This window comes from Caloramator australicus RC3 (genome assembly GCF_000297115.1).
Lineage (GTDB): Bacteria > Bacillota > Clostridia > Clostridiales > Caloramatoraceae > Caloramator > Caloramator australicus.
In genome coordinates this window covers 36,039-52,838 of record NZ_CAKP01000082.1, presented here as the reverse complement: position 1 = coordinate 52,838, position 16,800 = coordinate 36,039, and the positions used below count along the sequence as shown (strand labels likewise).

Genomic DNA, 16,800 nt, shown 5'->3' with positions numbered 1-16,800 from the left:
CCATCACCTCAAATCTGGATTAATTCCATAAAGCTTATAAACAAATAAATCTACTTCTTCTTGAATTTCATTTAACATCTTTTCTGCTTCAACTTGTGGTATTTCACCATTAAATTGTTTTTTCTTAATTTCAATTGCTCTATCTACAATATTATCTACATAATTTAATTGTTCCTTATTAGGAATTATTACTGGAAGCTTTCTTATATCGTTTATTTGAACATTAACAGTATTATTTATAAAATCATGTTTTATTAAAAACAACAAATAAGAATTTATCAGTAATACTAAATATTTATCGTCGGTATTTTCAAAAATACTGAATAAACTCATACTCGCAACATCATATACACCGGCTTTTTTTAATCTTGTTTTTATATATTCACTATTAGGATTAAGAACATTTATCCAACAAAATCCTTCTCTAAAATAATACTGATAACCCTGCCATCTTGCTTTATCTGATGACTGTAGCATTTTAACATTAATTCTGCTCCAATCGATATAATACGGAGTTTCTAAATACCATCTGTTTCCTTCTTTGTCTCCCTTATCATATGGAACAAAAGTTTTTTCACCTTCAATTCCATTTAACTTTTCTTCATCCGTGATCTTTTCTACATCTGCAATTTCATCTTTTGATACTATTCTATAAATATATCCCTGCCCAAATATGTCTCTATCAGTTACATCCTTAATTTTATCAAACAAATTCCTAATATCTTTTTCTCCTAATGAATTTAAATAATCTTTAACTTCTAACTTACTATTGATATTTTTGATCTCAGGAAAATACTTTATTATTTTCTTTTTTATCTTTTCATCAGTTATAATGCAATCATAAAATTTTTCAATTCGTGATTCTTTAACTTTTTCTGCGTATTTTGTCCCTTCTAATACACCGACAAACCTGCCATTATTACCTGTTGCAAGTCCTTGTCCTCCCTCTGTAATAAGACCAAGCAGTGTAATATCTCCTGGCTTTAATTTTTTTCTATATTCATCTATGGCACTATGATTTTTTACTATATCTTTACTTGTTGAAATTTTATCCCACCATTTTGTATAAAGTTCTTTCATAACTGGAATATATTTTTTATATATCTGCATATTTAATCCATCTGGTCTAAAAAATACATTCATAAGATTATCTCTATAAATTTTTATGTTCACATCATATATATTTACACCTTGTGCATTTTTTAAGTTTAAAAATGCATTTATGTCTGCCTTCCTTGCATCTATAAACGTCATCTTATAATCTGATTTTTTAATAGCATTTCTAACAATAAAAATAGCTGTATCTACTAATGCTTCAAATGCTTTAGGAGTATCAATTAAATATATCATATGTTTTTCTTGAAGTAATTGCCTCATATTCTGTTTCGTTTGTATAGTAAAAAATGTATTAGAAGTTATAAAAGCTAATATCCCATTCTTCTTTAATAACTGAAAGGCTCTATAAGTAAAATGGTTATACAAGTCATCTCTAAAACCATATACTTTTTGTAAACTATCTTTATACTCAAGTTTATTAACATCCTTTGTGTTAACATAAGGTGGATTTCCTATTACAATATCGAATCCTCTCTCATCATTGTTAATAAAAACATCAGGAAAATTTAAGCACCATGAAAAATACATTTCTTTATTTTTTTCAAGAACTTTTATTACATCTTCTTCTGAGTTATATTTATTATTATCCTTTAAAATCTTCTTAATTAATTCAAATTCAAGATTATATATTCTTTCTTCCAATTTTTTCTTATCTGTTGTGGCATCAAAATATTTAGCAATTAACTGTTTTAAATTACTAAAAATATCATCATAAAAGTCAGGAAACATACTAACTTGATCTATGTTTTCACTATTTAATATTTTCTCGTCAAAATCTACGTCTTCAAATTTAGAAATCAAACTATTTCCCTGAACAATTTTATATGCTAAATTAGGCAATGGCTTCACATCTTCTATCGATTTAGCTTCATATTCTACAGCAAGTGAAAGCCAAAGTCTCAATCTTGCAATATCTATAGCGCCTTCTTGGATATCTACTCCAAACAAATTATTTTTTATTATTTCTTTTTTGGTCTCATAAAAGTCAATATGCTTATTAAAAACGTATAAATTTATTTTATACTTTATTAAAACTAAAAGCTGTAGCATCCCCAAAATAAAAGCACCTGAACCAACCGCTGGATCACAAATCTTTACTTTATTTAATAATCCTAATAATTCATATGCTTCTTCCATCGTTAGTTTAAATTTCTCACCATTTATTTCTTCACTAATCTTTTTTTGTTCATCTATTACAACTTTAATTTTTCCATATAAATTTTCATCTTCAAGGAAATTGATTAGATGTTCAATTTTTTCTTTATCAGTTACTTTAACCTTATTAAATAAATACTCCTTCAATGATTGTTTACACATAAAGCTAATAATTGGTCTTGGGGTATAAAAACTACCCGTCTTTTTTCGTTCTTGTACATTTATCATGTTTTCAAATATTCTACCTAATAATTCTGGATCAACTGCTATGTCTGTATCATATCCTAAATCTTCTCTTACAGTAAAATTATATTTATTTAATAGATTCTCAAATAACTCTTTAAAAACTTCATTACTTATGGAAATATCATTGCCTACTTCATACTTAGGATTTCGCTCAAATAATCCACCATTTAAATATGGAATACCTCTAAACTTCGAATTACATTCAATATCTGTTACGCTTTTAAAATTTTCATAAAGTTTTCTTGCTCTTTCAGATCTATTTTTGATCATACCAACGTCAAGGGGAGTGTTTAAACATTCAAAAAACAATGGTTCTAATATATCTTTATAATAATTTAACTTGTTTTCTTCACAATACACAAATCTATCATAAAGATAATCTTTTTTCCCATTTAGCCAACCTTTTTTTTGTATAAAATAAAGAAAAATCATTCTACTTATTATTAATACTGCATAATTTTTTTTGTTTTCATTATTATTAATACCTTTTATGTTATTTGATAAAAATTCGACTTGTTTTCTAAATTCGTCAAAAAACGATTTTGTAACCTTTTCTATGTCAAATGCCCTTTTATGTATTTCATATATATCCCAACTATCTATTATTTCTCTATTTTTTATGGATAATTCTTCTATAATTTCTTTATCGGTTGCAGTAACTCTGTTATCTTCTATATTCAGCCTTCTTATTTTAAGCTTACCTTTCTTTTCTCTGTGATAATGTAATAATGTTATTGTATTAAATGATGAATTGTAAAAAATCAACAAGTTGTATTCAAAAGGATTTGTCTTGTAAAATTTAAAAGCAATTTTATTCATTATATCAGTTCGAAGTTCTTCTAATTCAATAGCCCAAATTTTAAAGTCATAAGTATTGCTAATTAAGTGCATGTTTTTTATTTCTTCAAAGTTTAAATCATTCAAACTGGGATCAAAATTATAAATAGAGTTATCTTGGTAGCCTAAATTTAAAAAAATTTCTTTGATACTATTCAATGACGAAAAATCAATTTTCATATATTTGAACCTCCATTTTGCTATGTATTTTAATATTGTAAGTTTAATAAAAAATTTATATTAAAAATCAAATAATTAACACCTAATTTATTGTATAATTATAAAATTTTAATACACTTTCATATATATTGCTCTTAATAATAATTTTATCATATTTGTTTTGTAAATCATATAGAATCATGAGTTCTACTTTAAATTTGCACTTGTCTGTCTTTACTTATAAATTAATCGTGTTAACTTAAGGCTAAATTATAATCTAAAACTATAGTTGCTATTTTTCCATTTATATAGATGTAAATAGAAATAAGTTTCAACTGAACATGAAGAACAAAAAACATCTCTACAAAATCAAAAAGATTTATTCATCGATTATATCTCTAAAAAAGGATGGGATATATATGATTTCTATGTAGATATTGAATCAGGGACAACATCAAAACGTCCAAGTTTACAACGACTGATAAATGATGCTAAAAATAAAAAATTTGATGTTATTATGGCTAAAGAGCTATCAAGACTTGCAAGAAATGGTGAATTATCCTATCAAATTAAAAATATAGCACAAGCTAATAACATTCATATTATAACTCTTGACGGTGCAATAAATACTGTAGATTCAAATTCAAATATGTTCGGTATATACGCATGGTTATACGAAACAGAATCCCAAAATACCAGTAGAAGAATTAAAAGTGCAATTAAAATTAAATCTTCAAAAGGATATTTTACAAGTTCAATACCTCCTTATGGCTATTACTTAGAAAAAGGTAAATTGTATAAACGTAATGATAATACACCTGAAATTGTTCAAAGAATATTTAAAGAGTACCTTAGTGGGAAAGGATTTGACGCAATTGCAAAAAAATTATATGAGGAGGGAATTCCTACTCCATCACAAATTGCAGGGAAAGCTAATGCAAGTGATAAATGGCATGGTTCGACTGTCAGGGCTATTTTAGAAAATCCTCACTATGTAGGTGATCTTGTTCAAGGAAGAAGTGAAACAGTTAGTGTAACTTCTAAAAAAAGAAAATATAAATCCGAAAACGAATTCATTATTTTAAAAAATACTCATGAACCTATCATATCACGTGAAGAATTTTTAGCAGTACAACAACTAATAAAATCAAGGAGACGAATTCGTCCTCAACAGCAAACTCATTTATTCACAAATATACTTTTTTGTGCTGATTGTGGACACGGAATGCACTATAAAAAGAATCGAAAAGGTTATATATGTGGTTCATATAATAAACATGGCAGTAAAGCATGTAATGAACATCTTATAAAAGAGGATGAATTAAAAACTATTATACTTAATGATATTAAAAATTTAATATCAAAGTTGGATAATGAAAAATTTATTAAAACAATTGAAGCAAAAGTTAAAACTAATATAGATAAATTAGAAAAACAAATTAAGAATTATAAAAAAGAAATAGAAAACTTAAAAGCACAAAAGAGAAAAGCACTTAATAAATTTATAAACGAAGAAATAAATAAAGAAGACTATGATATGTTTATATCTGAAACAAACAAAAAAATTAATAATTTAACTACAGTTTTAGAAAAAAATCAAACAATAATAAATGATATTTCTAAAAACTTTTCACTCAAAGACTTAGATAACTTAAAAAATATGATAATAAATATAAAAGAACTAACACCTGATATATTGAATAGATTCATAGAAAGAATAGAAATAAAAGCAGATGGCACCCCAAAAATCTTTTATAGATTTTCGGGGGCATCTGTTTATTTTTCAGCTCTTTCTATCAACACACAGCACTCCACATGAATGGAGTAGATAGCTATAGTCTTGAGAATTTCAATACAAGATTTAATATTGCTGCTATATCTCATGGAAACCCAAAGTTAACCTTAAATGTAATGGGAATTATAGAAGAGTTTAATAACAGTAAATCAAGCAGCTATGCTTTTGATGCCGACTGGGTTGAGTTTAGTTCTGATTACGATAAAAACAAAGATGGAACCTATGACTTTTACAATAGAGCTACTATAAAAGAACCTGTTTTAAAAAGAGAAGGCGGATATATTGAGGACTTAGGAAATGGCGTAATTTATGCTGCAAATGTGCCGGATACTACACTTTATAAGGATTTAATTGCAATAAATGCATATCTTAAGCAAGGTTAGGAGGAGATGAGAATGCCAGTTATAAATCAAATATCCCTTCCAAAAGGAAATGCAGGAATGACACTTTATGGTACAAGAAATGATGATAGTACAGTAACTCTTCCTGATATAGGCTTTAACTTTAATTACAATGGTTCAGCCGTAAGACAGCTGTATACAAGCGGTAATACCTGGGTAGGCTTTGGGGGAGCATCAGAACATCTTTGTATTAACAGAAGAGATGCCAGCTATAATAATCTTTATTATGCCAGTGAAGTAGAATACAGCACAAAGCTTTTTAGGATAAGGTTTGAAGGAAACAGTTCCTATAGCAACTGGGGCAGCAATGACCTTATTTGGGAACTTTCTATTTTTGAAACTGGAGTAATAAGGCTTGTTGTTGAGAAGATACCTAATAACGGCACAAATAGTTTTGTAAATCCAAATGTAGGCACTCAATCATTGGCATTAACAGCGGGAAAATCATATATTTTCACTCCATCAGACCCACTGGGTAAAAATTACATAGTGCAGGAAGGTTCATATATTCCATGCATAACGAAATTTCTTATGGTGGATAGTGAGGGAGTTAAAAATTATCAAGGCAGCACTTGGACTAAAATTGGAGATTTACCTCTTACAGAAGAAATGTTTAAAACCTACGGCGTTGATACTCTGCCTGCATCCATGGCAGGGCTTTCAGGGACTTCGCCTGCTCTTTATATCTATACTGATAATCCAGATGTTAAGGCAAATAAAAATAGCAATAGATTCTTTATTGAAAAGACAGTATCAAGTAAGCCGAAGGTAATTATTCAAAACTATGATTTTAATATACATGATGGAAAAACCATAAATAAACTTGAAGCTGTCGTTCAATACACAAAGAAAGATTCAAATCTAAATGACGTTACAACCAATGGAAAGATAAGAATAGCCTTAAGTGTTGATTCGGGATTAAGCTGGCTTACCTATAATATTAATACTTCAAGTTTTGAAAGTATTGATATTACAGATTCTGCTGCATTTCTTGCAAACGGGATAAATCCTTCAATATTAACAAGTATAGATTATACGGCTTTAAACGCAATGATTGCTCAAAACAGGAAACTGAGGTTTGCCTATATTTTAGATAAACCAACCTTAAATGATGTGTGTAAATTAAGGAAGATAAAAATTCTTTACAACTGAGGGGTGATGATATGTTTATTGAAGGACAATCTTATGAAAGTGTTGCTTACAATAAAGATTTGCTTTCAGGTGAGATTTCTGAAAGTAAAAAGAGTAAAAGGCAGAGAGGCATTAAAGGAAAGGTCTTATTAGAACTTTTTAATGCAGAAACTAAGGAGAAAATAAAAGAGGCATACACAGAAAACTTAATACCAGATTTATATTTTAAAGATACATTTTTAGGACATTTTGTTCAGGGAATAATGGGTTCTGGCAGTAACAGAAGGTGTGATAATTATAGCTGGTTTGAGTATCTTTATCTTACCGACAACGATAAACCAGAAAATGCTAATGAGCAAAGAATTATGGGAAATATTATAGGCTTTGCTCATAGAAATACTACTTACTCTGGAAATGATACAAGGCGAGGAACTATAAATAGAGCAGAATCAAAATTTGAAGTTACAGATTCTAAAATAAAGATGAATTTTGTATTTGACTTTCCAACCCATGCGGCAAATGGGAAAATTGAGAGCATCTACTGGGCCGAAGGTGACCCAGACAATAAAGATTATTTTTATTTGGGAACTGCAATCTATGGAAGGGAAACAGCTGATTCAGATTATGCTGTATATAATACTACAAACCCTAAGAGATACTGGGCGGTGTATACTTTATTTTCTTATGCAAGAACTATAAAATTTACAAGTCCAACAAAGGGATGGATATTAGCAGATTCAAGGGATACAAGCTTAACACAGTCAAGCTATATTCAATTTCCAGACAACTTAAAAGGACACTGGCTTATGATTCCATTTGATATAAATACAAATGATGTTGTGTTTTGGGATAAGGTTGTTAAACTTTTAAATTCAGAAGGAAATGCATTAACTATAGATAGCAATAATGCAGTAAGAAAATACGATGGACTTAGCCATGTCTGCCCGTATATTCAGCCAGATGGAGAGCTTGTTTTTATTGGGTATTACCTTTACAGCATAAATAGTGAAAGCTATATAAGGATATATAAATGGACAAAGGTTGGAGTGCAGTTAAGCTACGTTGATATAAATATGAGCCAAAGTTTTAAGGATACAGCGTATAACGTACCTTTCACATATAGAACAGTTTCTAGTGATGGAATTTATCTTGATGGTTGCATTGATATTATTGGATACACCTCAAGAACAGACAGCCAATTTAATGAAACTGTTTATACAAACAGATGGATTAGAGTAGATGCTGCAGGCAATAAGGTTCAGGATATGAATATTAAACCTAAGATTGGTAATAGCACTTGGTTTGGAAATAGCGGGAATATTGAAAGAAGATGTTATATTTATAATTTTTATAGAAGTGCAAATAGAATATATCTTTATTATACAAGCACTCAAGGCGGTACAAGCTTTTATCAAGTTATAACTCCTCAAGGGAATTTACTTGAAGCCTATAAAATGTATTTCAGTTTTCCAAATGGTTATGGTAATTATTATTATCATAATATCCTTGGTACTGATAGATGGATAAGCAGATACACTTATGCTTATAACAACTATGTTCAATTATGTATTCAAGCTCTTTTAACAAGCAGACCTATTGGAGCACATACCAAGCTTGCACAGCCTGTTGAGAAGACTGAAGCAAATACAATGAAAGTTCAATATATGTTTGAGGTAGATTTGATTAACTATGGAGAAGATTTTTAGGAGAGTTAATGAAATGAATGATTCATTAGTATCCCGTCTTAGGGATTTAAAACTTTCAGGAATAATAAAAACCCTTGATGTTAGAAATGAGGAAGCATTGAAAAATAACTTATCCTATATGGAATTCTTTGAATTATTAATAAATGATGAAGTTCTAAATAGACAAAACAACAGCAATATAAAAAGAACAAGTAAAGCAAAATTCCCGCAGCATAAAACTCTTGAAGAATATAATTTTAATTATCAGCCTAATATTAATAAGAGATTTATTTATAATCTGGCGACCTGTGAATTTGTCCACAAAAAGGAAAATGTGGCCTTTATAGGTCCGATAGGAACAGGTAAAACACATTTAGCTATTTCCATAGGATTAAAGGCAGTTGCCCAAGGATATAAAGTACTTTTTACTACCGTAAATGAAATGCTTTAAAGCTTTACATATCAAGGGCAGATAACTCATTTCATCAAAAGCTTAGATATTATATAGCTCCTGATTTGCTTATATTAGATGAATTAGGCCTTAAAAAGCTAAATCAAAATAGCGTCGATGATTTTTATGAAATAATTTCAAGAAGATATGAGAATGTCTCTATAATTATAACCTCGAATAAAGTGTTTGAGGAATGGGCAAGAATCTTTTATGACCCTGTCTTAGCTACCGCTATTTTAGATAGGTTTGTTCATCATTGCCATTTTGTAGTTATCAAAGGTGAGAGCTATAGAATGAAGCAAAGAGAAGGAGTTATTAAAGCAATGGCTGAGGAATCCTTGCCTAAAGAAAAATAAAAAGTATGTGCTTTTATTTTTTTTACATTTTCAGGTGGGGAAAAAATCTTCCCGAAAGTGGGGAATTTTGATTGACAATAACAGTCCAGACCATACAATATCAACCTCGTCAGCTCCAACCTACACGGCAGCACCCGTCATACGCTCAGCCTCTATTTAAGTTCGGCAGGTGTTGTCATGCCGAATTTTTCTTTTCGTTGTTCATAAAGAATGCTTCAATTTTTTCTCTTTGGGATATGCAGTGCAATGTTATTATCGCCCTTCTATTTGCCCGGTGATGTTGCATATTATAGAACTATCTATTGTAGAAGCCTTGAACCGGCTTTTGTTGATCCAAGGCGATTTGAATAAAATTAAAAGTACTATTAACTGTACATTTTTCTCAAAATAAAACCCTCCGCCTGTGTGTCTCTATCAATTAAGACAAAACAAGGGAGGTTTTTGTGACAATTATCATCACTTAATCGTTACGATGTAATTTATGGAAACTCGAAGAAGCCATTCAATCTTTCAGATTTATTGGCTATTTAAAAGACGGTAGTCTACCTCTTTAGTAGCGCCGACATCTTTATAAACATTCACAAGTTCATTATCGGCATTGTACAGTTTCATGTCTTTAACATTCACAACGCCATTATAAATTAATATATACCCCTTATCGTTTTCTACCTTTTCTTCTATTGTATTGCCATCATCAAAATCAAAAACTATCCTGGCATAATTCGTTTCTTTCCTTGTATCGTTTTCAGGTATCCAAGTTGAGTCGTTAAGATTACAAAAGAAAATTGTGTCATTTCCAAGAACAAGCCTGTTTACTCCAAATCCCATGCTCATTGCTGCATCGCCTCCTGCTACGCCGTTTGCAATGAAATTTCTGCCTTCCTTTTCTTCAACGTAATAAATTGCAATACCCCCACTTTCACCTTGACGTAGCACTAAAACCAGGTAACCTTGCGCATATTTTTTTATTTTTAAAATCTCAGTATTTCCCTTAATTATGCTGTATGTATCAATTATTGCTTTTTTAAAGGCATCTTCAATTGTTTCATTTTCACTATCATTCACCTGTATAGGTTTGCTATTTAGTGATGAATGTTTTTTAGAATCATTTTCACTTATAGTGCTACAAGCTGAAGTACTTAAAAATACTATTATTAACAGAAAAAAAGATATTTTTTCATTTGGGTTCTCCAATCAAAACAATTTTAATTATATAAAATCACATTAATAGTATTATTTAAAATAAAGGGGGTTGGAAATAGAACATGGGTCTTATTTCCAATGCCCTACCTTAAAAACCAACGCCGTGTCCGGAAGCTCAAGGGTCTGGGCCGGATTCGCCATCAGCAATACGGCCCCGACGGCCGCGACAACCACCGCCGCGCATACTATCCAAAACGCCGGTTTCTTAAAGCAAAACACATTTTTCACTCTATTTGTCATTTTCGCACATCTCAAACTTTAACACAGCCAAGCTCGATTCAGGGTCATATATATAAACCACGTTGCTTGAAACGTCAAATGGCTGCATGCCGTCAACAATGTCCGTCCTTTCGCCCGAAGCCGACAGAATGGCCCATTTCGCATGAGTCTTGCCATCTGCATTTAAACCTGGATCGCTCATATCGGCGTCAAGAATAGTTGCTCTTGCGCCTGGATAGCAAACAAACACCTTATATTCCCAAGACTTGCCCATGTCATCAGTTTTGCTCTCGGCCTTAATTTCACGTACATTTGTTACTTCGAGCTTGAGTCCGCCGTAACTGAAAGTCTCAGTTTTGCCGCTTTGTGTCGGAGACGGCGTGGAAAACAAAGCAGTGTTGTCAATCGTAGTTTCTGGGATTTCACTGGTGCTGCAACCGACCATTGGCAGCATTATAAACATTATTATGAATATTGTAATAATATGGGACATTTGTTTGATATAGAACAATTTTTATTCTCCTTCCTCATTCGCAAATATGGTTTTAAAGCATGGTTTCATCGAACTTCATCTAATTTTCTCATATAGACCATACATTCAGCCATAGGAATGCTATATACTCCATAAAAGAAAATATTTTCACTGTCCCAATTATAGAAAGTATAAATTTCTTCTCTTTCAGTTTCATGGTCAACCACATTATATTCTTTGCGTTTTTCAATATCATACAAAAACAATTCAACTGGTGTTTGCCCCGACTCGTGATATAGAAGATACTTCCCATCAGGCGACACAACACAATCTGCAATCCTGTGAGCTATTTTAAAATTCCAATCTAAATCGTATTCTTCAATAACTTTTTTTATACTTAAATCATAAATTATTGCCTTGCATTTTGAAACTTTCCGGTCTTTATATGATATGAGAATCTTGTTACTGTCAATTAATATTGCATCTGCACTAGTATCAGCATTGTTTTTATCGTAAACAATTTTTGAAAGCTTTATAAACTCATATGAATAATCCTGTAAATCAAAAAGCAGATATGTTGGGAAAGCAGTCTCCAAGTATGTACCCCAGGTTGTCATATCTTTATTTACATTTTTACTGTGGCAAGAAATTAATACTTTATTTTGACAGTAATCAACTTCAAGACCATTAACATGATCGGTTTCATAGTCTTTTAAATCAACTATATTTGTTACATTAATTTCTCTGTTTTCAATAGTATCATAAAACAAAAAGCCGTGAATATATGTATATCTTCTATCCAAGGCTCTCCCATAGTGATTAACGGTTTCGACTCGTTTATCGCTTATTGACGCTTTATGATTTCCACTTTTTGTTTTAAGATATATTGTATTGCCTTTGTCAAAAACGGAAGATATGGATTCTATCTCTTTTTTTCTTTCCTCGATTGGTACATTTAAATAATCTAGTATATCTTTTGTTTTAACACCATTCTTCCAGTCAAAGTAATTTTCAGATTGCGTTTTTTCATGAAATGCATCCCTTGTTGTTGAAGGCTTGCTCACGACAGTGTCAGGCACTTTGTTATTTGCCTTTTGACATGCAGTCATATTAGAAAGAGCAAATACTATAAGTAAAATAAACGTTATATTTCTTATCTTGTTTATCCGGTAATTCACTTTTTATTTACTCCTTTCTTTAGCAATGCATAAAGGGTTATTTGTTAAATAACCCTTTATGCATTTTTGAATACCTAACCGCCCATAGTTCTTATTACTCTTCAACTATGTCGCCACTAATACAATCAACGTGAATTAATTCACCGCTGTCAAGTTCATATTCCCATGCTGGTATATATTTATTTGGATTTTTAGCATTTCTTACATAAACTATCTTTCCTGAACTTATTTTAATCTGGTTTGCTATTTCCCTATTTTTGGATTTATTAACTAACTCTTTTACTTTTTCTTTTCCTATAAGTACATTTATCACTTTCTTATCACCAAGTTGCTTTTTGGACTTTATTGTTTCAATATTTGTCCAACGTTTTTTCACATATTCTATACCCTTTTTGTTAACAAATACTTTTAGATAATCTCCATTTAAATCTGATGTTATATCAATGCCATCAAGGGAGTGTCCATAATTGAACATGTATCCCAGTACTTCAGCATTTTCACCACTAATGTCTTCACTGATAAAAGTTACTATATTTCTCAGCACTGCATCACTCGGTAAAACATTTTTCGACTTAAGTTTCTTTTCTGTTTCGTTTTTGGTTTCATATAAATTATCAAGCTCAAAATCGACCCTCTCATTTTCAAGTTCAGTGCTTTCATATTGAGGCTCTTCAATTATTATCTCTTCGTATAATTTGTTTGAACTTGATTCATAAATATTGACCATCGTTAGATTTGCCGCAACTAAGTTATTAATATTTGGAGCAAATTCATATATATTCCTAAAGGTATTTAGGCTGCTAAATGGAGTTATATCTGTTTCATATGTTGAGGTATTTATCATATACATGTATTTGAAATTATTTCCTGTACTTGAATTGTGTTTTGTTACACTAGTCAATGTGTCACCCTCATTTATTGAATGATATAATGCACTAGCAGTATACGAGCTTGATATTCCATTAGCTTGCAGCCAAGCAAATAAAACCCTTTTATATGTAGAATTAAAGCAAAGATCTACAAATGAAGATGCAATTGTGTCATCACCACTAACAGGCGCAGTTGAAGAGTACCCCATAATTCCTTTGACTTTTCGCGAACTGCCTTTCATAGTCTCTGACCATGCTTGTCTATTTTCAGGGGTTGTTAGCTGATTACATACTGCTAGTACAACCCAATCCAAGCTGCCATTCCAACTTGTTCCAACAAGCCCATGCATTGGAGATGCTGAACTATAATCCACATAATAATTATTGCAGTGTATTGTCCATGAATGATTTGGATTTTGCAAAGCAGCTACTCTTTGGGAACCCGTAAGAACCGTTCCGCTATACCCAGATGTAAAATAGCTCATTCTTCCACTGGATAGCCCATGACCTGACCAATACATTATATTGGGAGCAGAACTCTTCATATTTGTAAGCGTTCCAGTATCTGACCACATACTGTTATCAGAAGTAACAGTTGCTGTCCAGCTATTATTTATCATAGCCTGAGCAAATGCTTTTGCATCAAAAGGATCGGTATCTTTTGCAGCATGTAGTGCTGAGAATTTTTTTGAAACTGTTTCGGTTGTATACGAAGGTGTGCTATTCTTAGTTAAAGATATTTTATACGAGCCAGTTTCACTTGATGACCAAAATTTTACCTTAACAAAGTAGTTAATATTTTTTGATAGGTCAATGCTAATTCGCGAATAAGGATTGCTTGGATAACTAATATCGTCGTTATACCCTATTTCAGTTGCTTTAGTGTGGTCATATAGGTACATAACGGTGTCTTCAAGAGTACCGCTTTGTCATGTTTCGATTGTATAATTCCCGGCAGACGTCACATTTATAACATACCAGTTTTCAGTCCCTGCTGTTGAAATCGTCCCAGTAAGGGTTGAGCCGCTTGGAAGAGTTGTTTCTCCCGCAGCAGATACAATATTAATGTTCATTATATTTATAAGTAAAAAAACGCTTATTATGATTGCTATTATTGACCTATAGTTTTTTTCCATAAATTATTCATTCCTTTCGATTATAATAATATTTTAAAGGGATAAGGGATAAATAAATTTAATTGATACCCTGTTTTTTACATATTATATTTAATCACCTCATCTTTCAACATACAAAGTTTTAATTTTTAGCTTAATAAACGATAGCTTTAATAGGTTACAGTCTTGCTGTAAATCGTGCCCGACTCGTATCCGCCGTCGCCGGATACATAGTAATATGTCTCAACCCTGTAAGTCCCACTGCTTACTTGATATGTTTCCAGTATGGATGCCGACGAAGATGTTGATGATTTAGACCAGCTTTTCACGTTTGACCATGATCCGTTAGAATAACGCTGCAAAGTAGATGTGAGATAAATGTTTTTTCCGGCCGGTGTTTTTTGCACATACCCATACACAGTGGCCGTTCCGCTTGATGAAATAGTGAGCGAGGTGCTTGCCTGGTTGATGTAAACATACTGAATGGACACCACTGACTCCGGCGCTGCGTTTGTATCTCCTGCGGCCAACACTGTCGGCGTTAATGCTGAAATAACAAGCAATGCAGTCAATGCAGCAGATAAAAGTTTTTTCTTAAGCATAGTAAAGCCTCCTTTGATTTTTGTTCTCATTAAATAAAACAAATTAAAAGAGGCTTTTGTGACAGGAAATAAAAAAATTTTTTAGAAAATTTTTCTAAATTTTATGGACTCAAGTCTGTGCCTGTAATTTCAACGCTTTCCGCAATCTTAAACACGATGTCTCTATCCAGTGTTGATGACACCATATACATATACTTTTCATCGTACCAGAGCAGGTTTTGAACGCCCTGATTGGAATAATACTTGGCCGGTAAACCTTTGAACTCAAGTTCTTCCAGTTTTACACCTTCTGTATTTATGCTGATTGAGACGTTTTCAAGGCACTGTTGGCTGTAGGATATAAAATCATTTTCCTTTTCATATTCCAGCAGAACAAGGCCGTCGGTGTTTTTATTGACCAGTTTAAAGCCTTCCGGTATATAGGCTGGTTCATATATGGCAAATCCATCTGCCGCATCCTGAGATGACCGGCTTTCATTAAAGAATATATGAGTGAATTTTTCGTACACCTCGGTTATGAATTCAAATACCGCGGCACGCACAGCCGATACGCTCATTGCGGACGCAAACAGGATAATTATTGCTGCAATCAAAGCAACCACACGCCTGCGCAAAAATGCCATTCCTCCAATCAGGTTTCTTGTTTTGCTTCGGCGTATAAGCCTTTCCATCTTTCGTTCAAAATCATTTGAGAACTCATGCTCTATTTCATCGTCTGTAGGCAGGGCTTCTATCTCATATATGCCCGCTTTAATAACGGCTTCTTTAAGCATGTCGTCCGTAAAACTAATTGACATCGGCGCTCTCCTCTCTTTTTAGTATTTCCTCAAGCCTGCGTTTTGCACGCTCAAGCCGCTTCCTGACCGCCGCCTCAGATATATCCAACATCTTTGCTATTTCTTTATTAGAGAACTCTTGAACATATTTCAGTGTCAGCACATCTTTATATATAACAGGCAACTTCAATACCGCCCTTGCAAGATGATCCAAATCCTCCGTAACGCTTATTGTTTCGGTCGTTATACAGTATTCCACATCCTCAAGGGGAATTGTTGTGCGCCTTTTTCTTTGGTTATATAAATTGATGGCGGTGTTTCTAACCATAGTAACAATGTAGCTCTTAGTTTTGTGACAGGAAATTTCCCCCACTTTATCGAAATTCTCAAGAATTTTCAAAAACGTCTGATGTACAGCGTCCTCGGCAAACCGTTCATCATTTAGGATGCGGTTGGCGACATAGAACATAAGCTTCCTGTATGTAACATAAAGCAATTCAAATTTATTTTTATCCTCTTCGCCGTCAAGCATCGCCAGATATATTGGAAGCATTTTGTCACCTCCCGCATTTTCATGCTCTGTTTTGTTTCCTCTCCCTTTGTGACTTAAGTCTGCCATCAATTGGTTTTTGGGCGTTTCTCGGTATTGCCCATACACGGCTGAAACGCACAGCGCCGTCTATTCTGTTTTCCGCACACAGCTTTTGTATGCGCCTGACGGAAATGCCCCACTTTTTTGAAGCTTCATTTACAGACATGTAATCAGTTAACATACATTCACCCAAACATACAATTATTAGCAATTCATATTATATACGTCTAAACGAATAATATCAAGCCAAAACGGATAAATTGGTTTACATTTTTTCTCTTTTCAAACCATTAAAATTTTTGACATGTTCCCTCGAACAATCAACCCCCGTCTTTTCCGTCTACACAACCCCGCCCGCCAAAAGACGCCCCAAGAAGCTGTAGATGTGTTTCCACGAACAGTTGCACAGACAAAAAAACAAGGCTTCCCGGCATCTCCGCCG

The 16,800-nt window shown here is 32.4% G+C and carries 15 protein-coding genes and 1 pseudogene; 7 read left to right on the top strand and 9 right to left on the bottom strand.

The window, feature by feature from the left end; all coding sequences use genetic code 11:
* Positions 1 to 3: 3 nt before the first annotated feature.
* A complete protein-coding gene (locus tag CAAU_RS07605; protein ID WP_008908850.1) occupies positions 4 to 3,534 on the bottom strand; it encodes an Eco57I restriction-modification methylase domain-containing protein in 3,531 nt (1,176 codons plus the stop codon).
* Between the two features lie 319 nt (positions 3,535 to 3,853).
* Between CAAU_RS07605 and CAAU_RS15410 the strand changes: the two are divergent.
* The 7 genes and pseudogenes from CAAU_RS15410 to CAAU_RS15400 all read left to right on the top strand — a co-directional run.
* A pseudogene (locus CAAU_RS15410) lies at positions 3,854 to 4,243 on the top strand (recombinase family protein); the annotation flags it as partial.
* A 63-nt stretch (positions 4,244 to 4,306) separates the two neighbouring features.
* Positions 4,307 to 5,332, top strand: a complete 1,026-nt coding sequence (locus tag CAAU_RS07600; RefSeq protein WP_278244341.1) for a recombinase family protein — start codon at positions 4,307 to 4,309, stop codon at positions 5,330 to 5,332.
* A complete protein-coding gene (locus CAAU_RS07595) occupies positions 5,329 to 5,691 on the top strand; it encodes a hypothetical protein (RefSeq protein WP_008908848.1) in 363 nt (120 codons plus the stop codon). Before CAAU_RS07600 ends, CAAU_RS07595 begins: the two co-directional genes overlap by 4 nt.
* 12 nt (positions 5,692 to 5,703) lie before the next feature.
* Positions 5,704 to 6,861: a hypothetical protein gene (locus CAAU_RS07590; protein ID WP_008908847.1), complete on the top strand. Its 1,158-nt coding sequence runs from the start codon at positions 5,704 to 5,706 to the stop codon at positions 6,859 to 6,861.
* Positions 6,862 to 6,872: 11 nt separating this feature from the next.
* Positions 6,873 to 8,546: a hypothetical protein gene (locus CAAU_RS07585; RefSeq protein ID WP_008908846.1), complete on the top strand. Its 1,674-nt coding sequence runs from the start codon at positions 6,873 to 6,875 to the stop codon at positions 8,544 to 8,546.
* Between the two features lie 13 nt (positions 8,547 to 8,559).
* Entirely contained in the window at positions 8,560 to 8,976 is a 417-nt protein-coding gene (locus CAAU_RS15405) for an ATP-binding protein (protein ID WP_008908845.1), read from the top strand.
* Positions 8,977 to 8,984: 8 nt separating this feature from the next.
* The gene (locus CAAU_RS15400) at positions 8,985 to 9,332 is read left to right on the top strand and encodes an ATP-binding protein (protein WP_341350037.1); all 348 of its coding nucleotides are present in this window, start codon (positions 8,985 to 8,987) and stop codon (positions 9,330 to 9,332) included.
* A 516-nt stretch (positions 9,333 to 9,848) separates the two neighbouring features.
* Here the strand turns inward: CAAU_RS15400 and CAAU_RS07570 are convergent.
* The 8 genes from CAAU_RS07570 to CAAU_RS07535 all read right to left on the bottom strand — a co-directional run bounded on the left by CAAU_RS07570 (position 9,849) and on the right by CAAU_RS07535 (position 16,319).
* Positions 9,849 to 10,526, bottom strand: coding sequence for a hypothetical protein (locus CAAU_RS07570; protein ID WP_083852834.1), 678 nt, complete (start codon positions 10,524 to 10,526; stop codon positions 9,849 to 9,851).
* A 238-nt stretch (positions 10,527 to 10,764) separates the two neighbouring features.
* Positions 10,765 to 11,265, bottom strand: a complete 501-nt coding sequence (locus CAAU_RS15075; protein ID WP_008908842.1) for a hypothetical protein — start codon at positions 11,263 to 11,265, stop codon at positions 10,765 to 10,767.
* A 47-nt stretch (positions 11,266 to 11,312) separates the two neighbouring features.
* A complete protein-coding gene (locus tag CAAU_RS07560) occupies positions 11,313 to 12,404 on the bottom strand; it encodes a hypothetical protein (protein WP_008908841.1) in 1,092 nt (363 codons plus the stop codon).
* A 94-nt stretch (positions 12,405 to 12,498) separates the two neighbouring features.
* Positions 12,499 to 14,175, bottom strand: a complete 1,677-nt coding sequence (locus CAAU_RS07555) for a hypothetical protein (RefSeq protein ID WP_008908840.1) — start codon at positions 14,173 to 14,175, stop codon at positions 12,499 to 12,501.
* A gap of 27 nt (positions 14,176 to 14,202) precedes the next feature.
* Positions 14,203 to 14,409, bottom strand: coding sequence for a hypothetical protein (locus tag CAAU_RS07550; protein ID WP_008908839.1), 207 nt, complete (start codon positions 14,407 to 14,409; stop codon positions 14,203 to 14,205).
* Positions 14,410 to 14,558: 149 nt separating this feature from the next.
* Complete coding sequence (locus tag CAAU_RS07545) at positions 14,559 to 14,990, bottom strand: hypothetical protein (protein ID WP_008908838.1); 432 nt, start codon at positions 14,988 to 14,990, stop codon at positions 14,559 to 14,561.
* Between the two features lie 101 nt (positions 14,991 to 15,091).
* Entirely contained in the window at positions 15,092 to 15,787 is a 696-nt protein-coding gene (locus tag CAAU_RS07540; protein ID WP_008908837.1) for a DUF4367 domain-containing protein, read from the bottom strand.
* Positions 15,777 to 16,319 carry an RNA polymerase sigma factor gene (locus CAAU_RS07535; protein ID WP_008908836.1) on the bottom strand — a complete coding sequence of 181 codons (543 nt, stop codon included), beginning with the start codon at positions 16,317 to 16,319 and terminating at the stop codon, positions 15,777 to 15,779. Before CAAU_RS07535 ends, CAAU_RS07540 begins: the two co-directional genes overlap by 11 nt.
* Positions 16,320 to 16,800 lie beyond the last annotated feature (481 nt).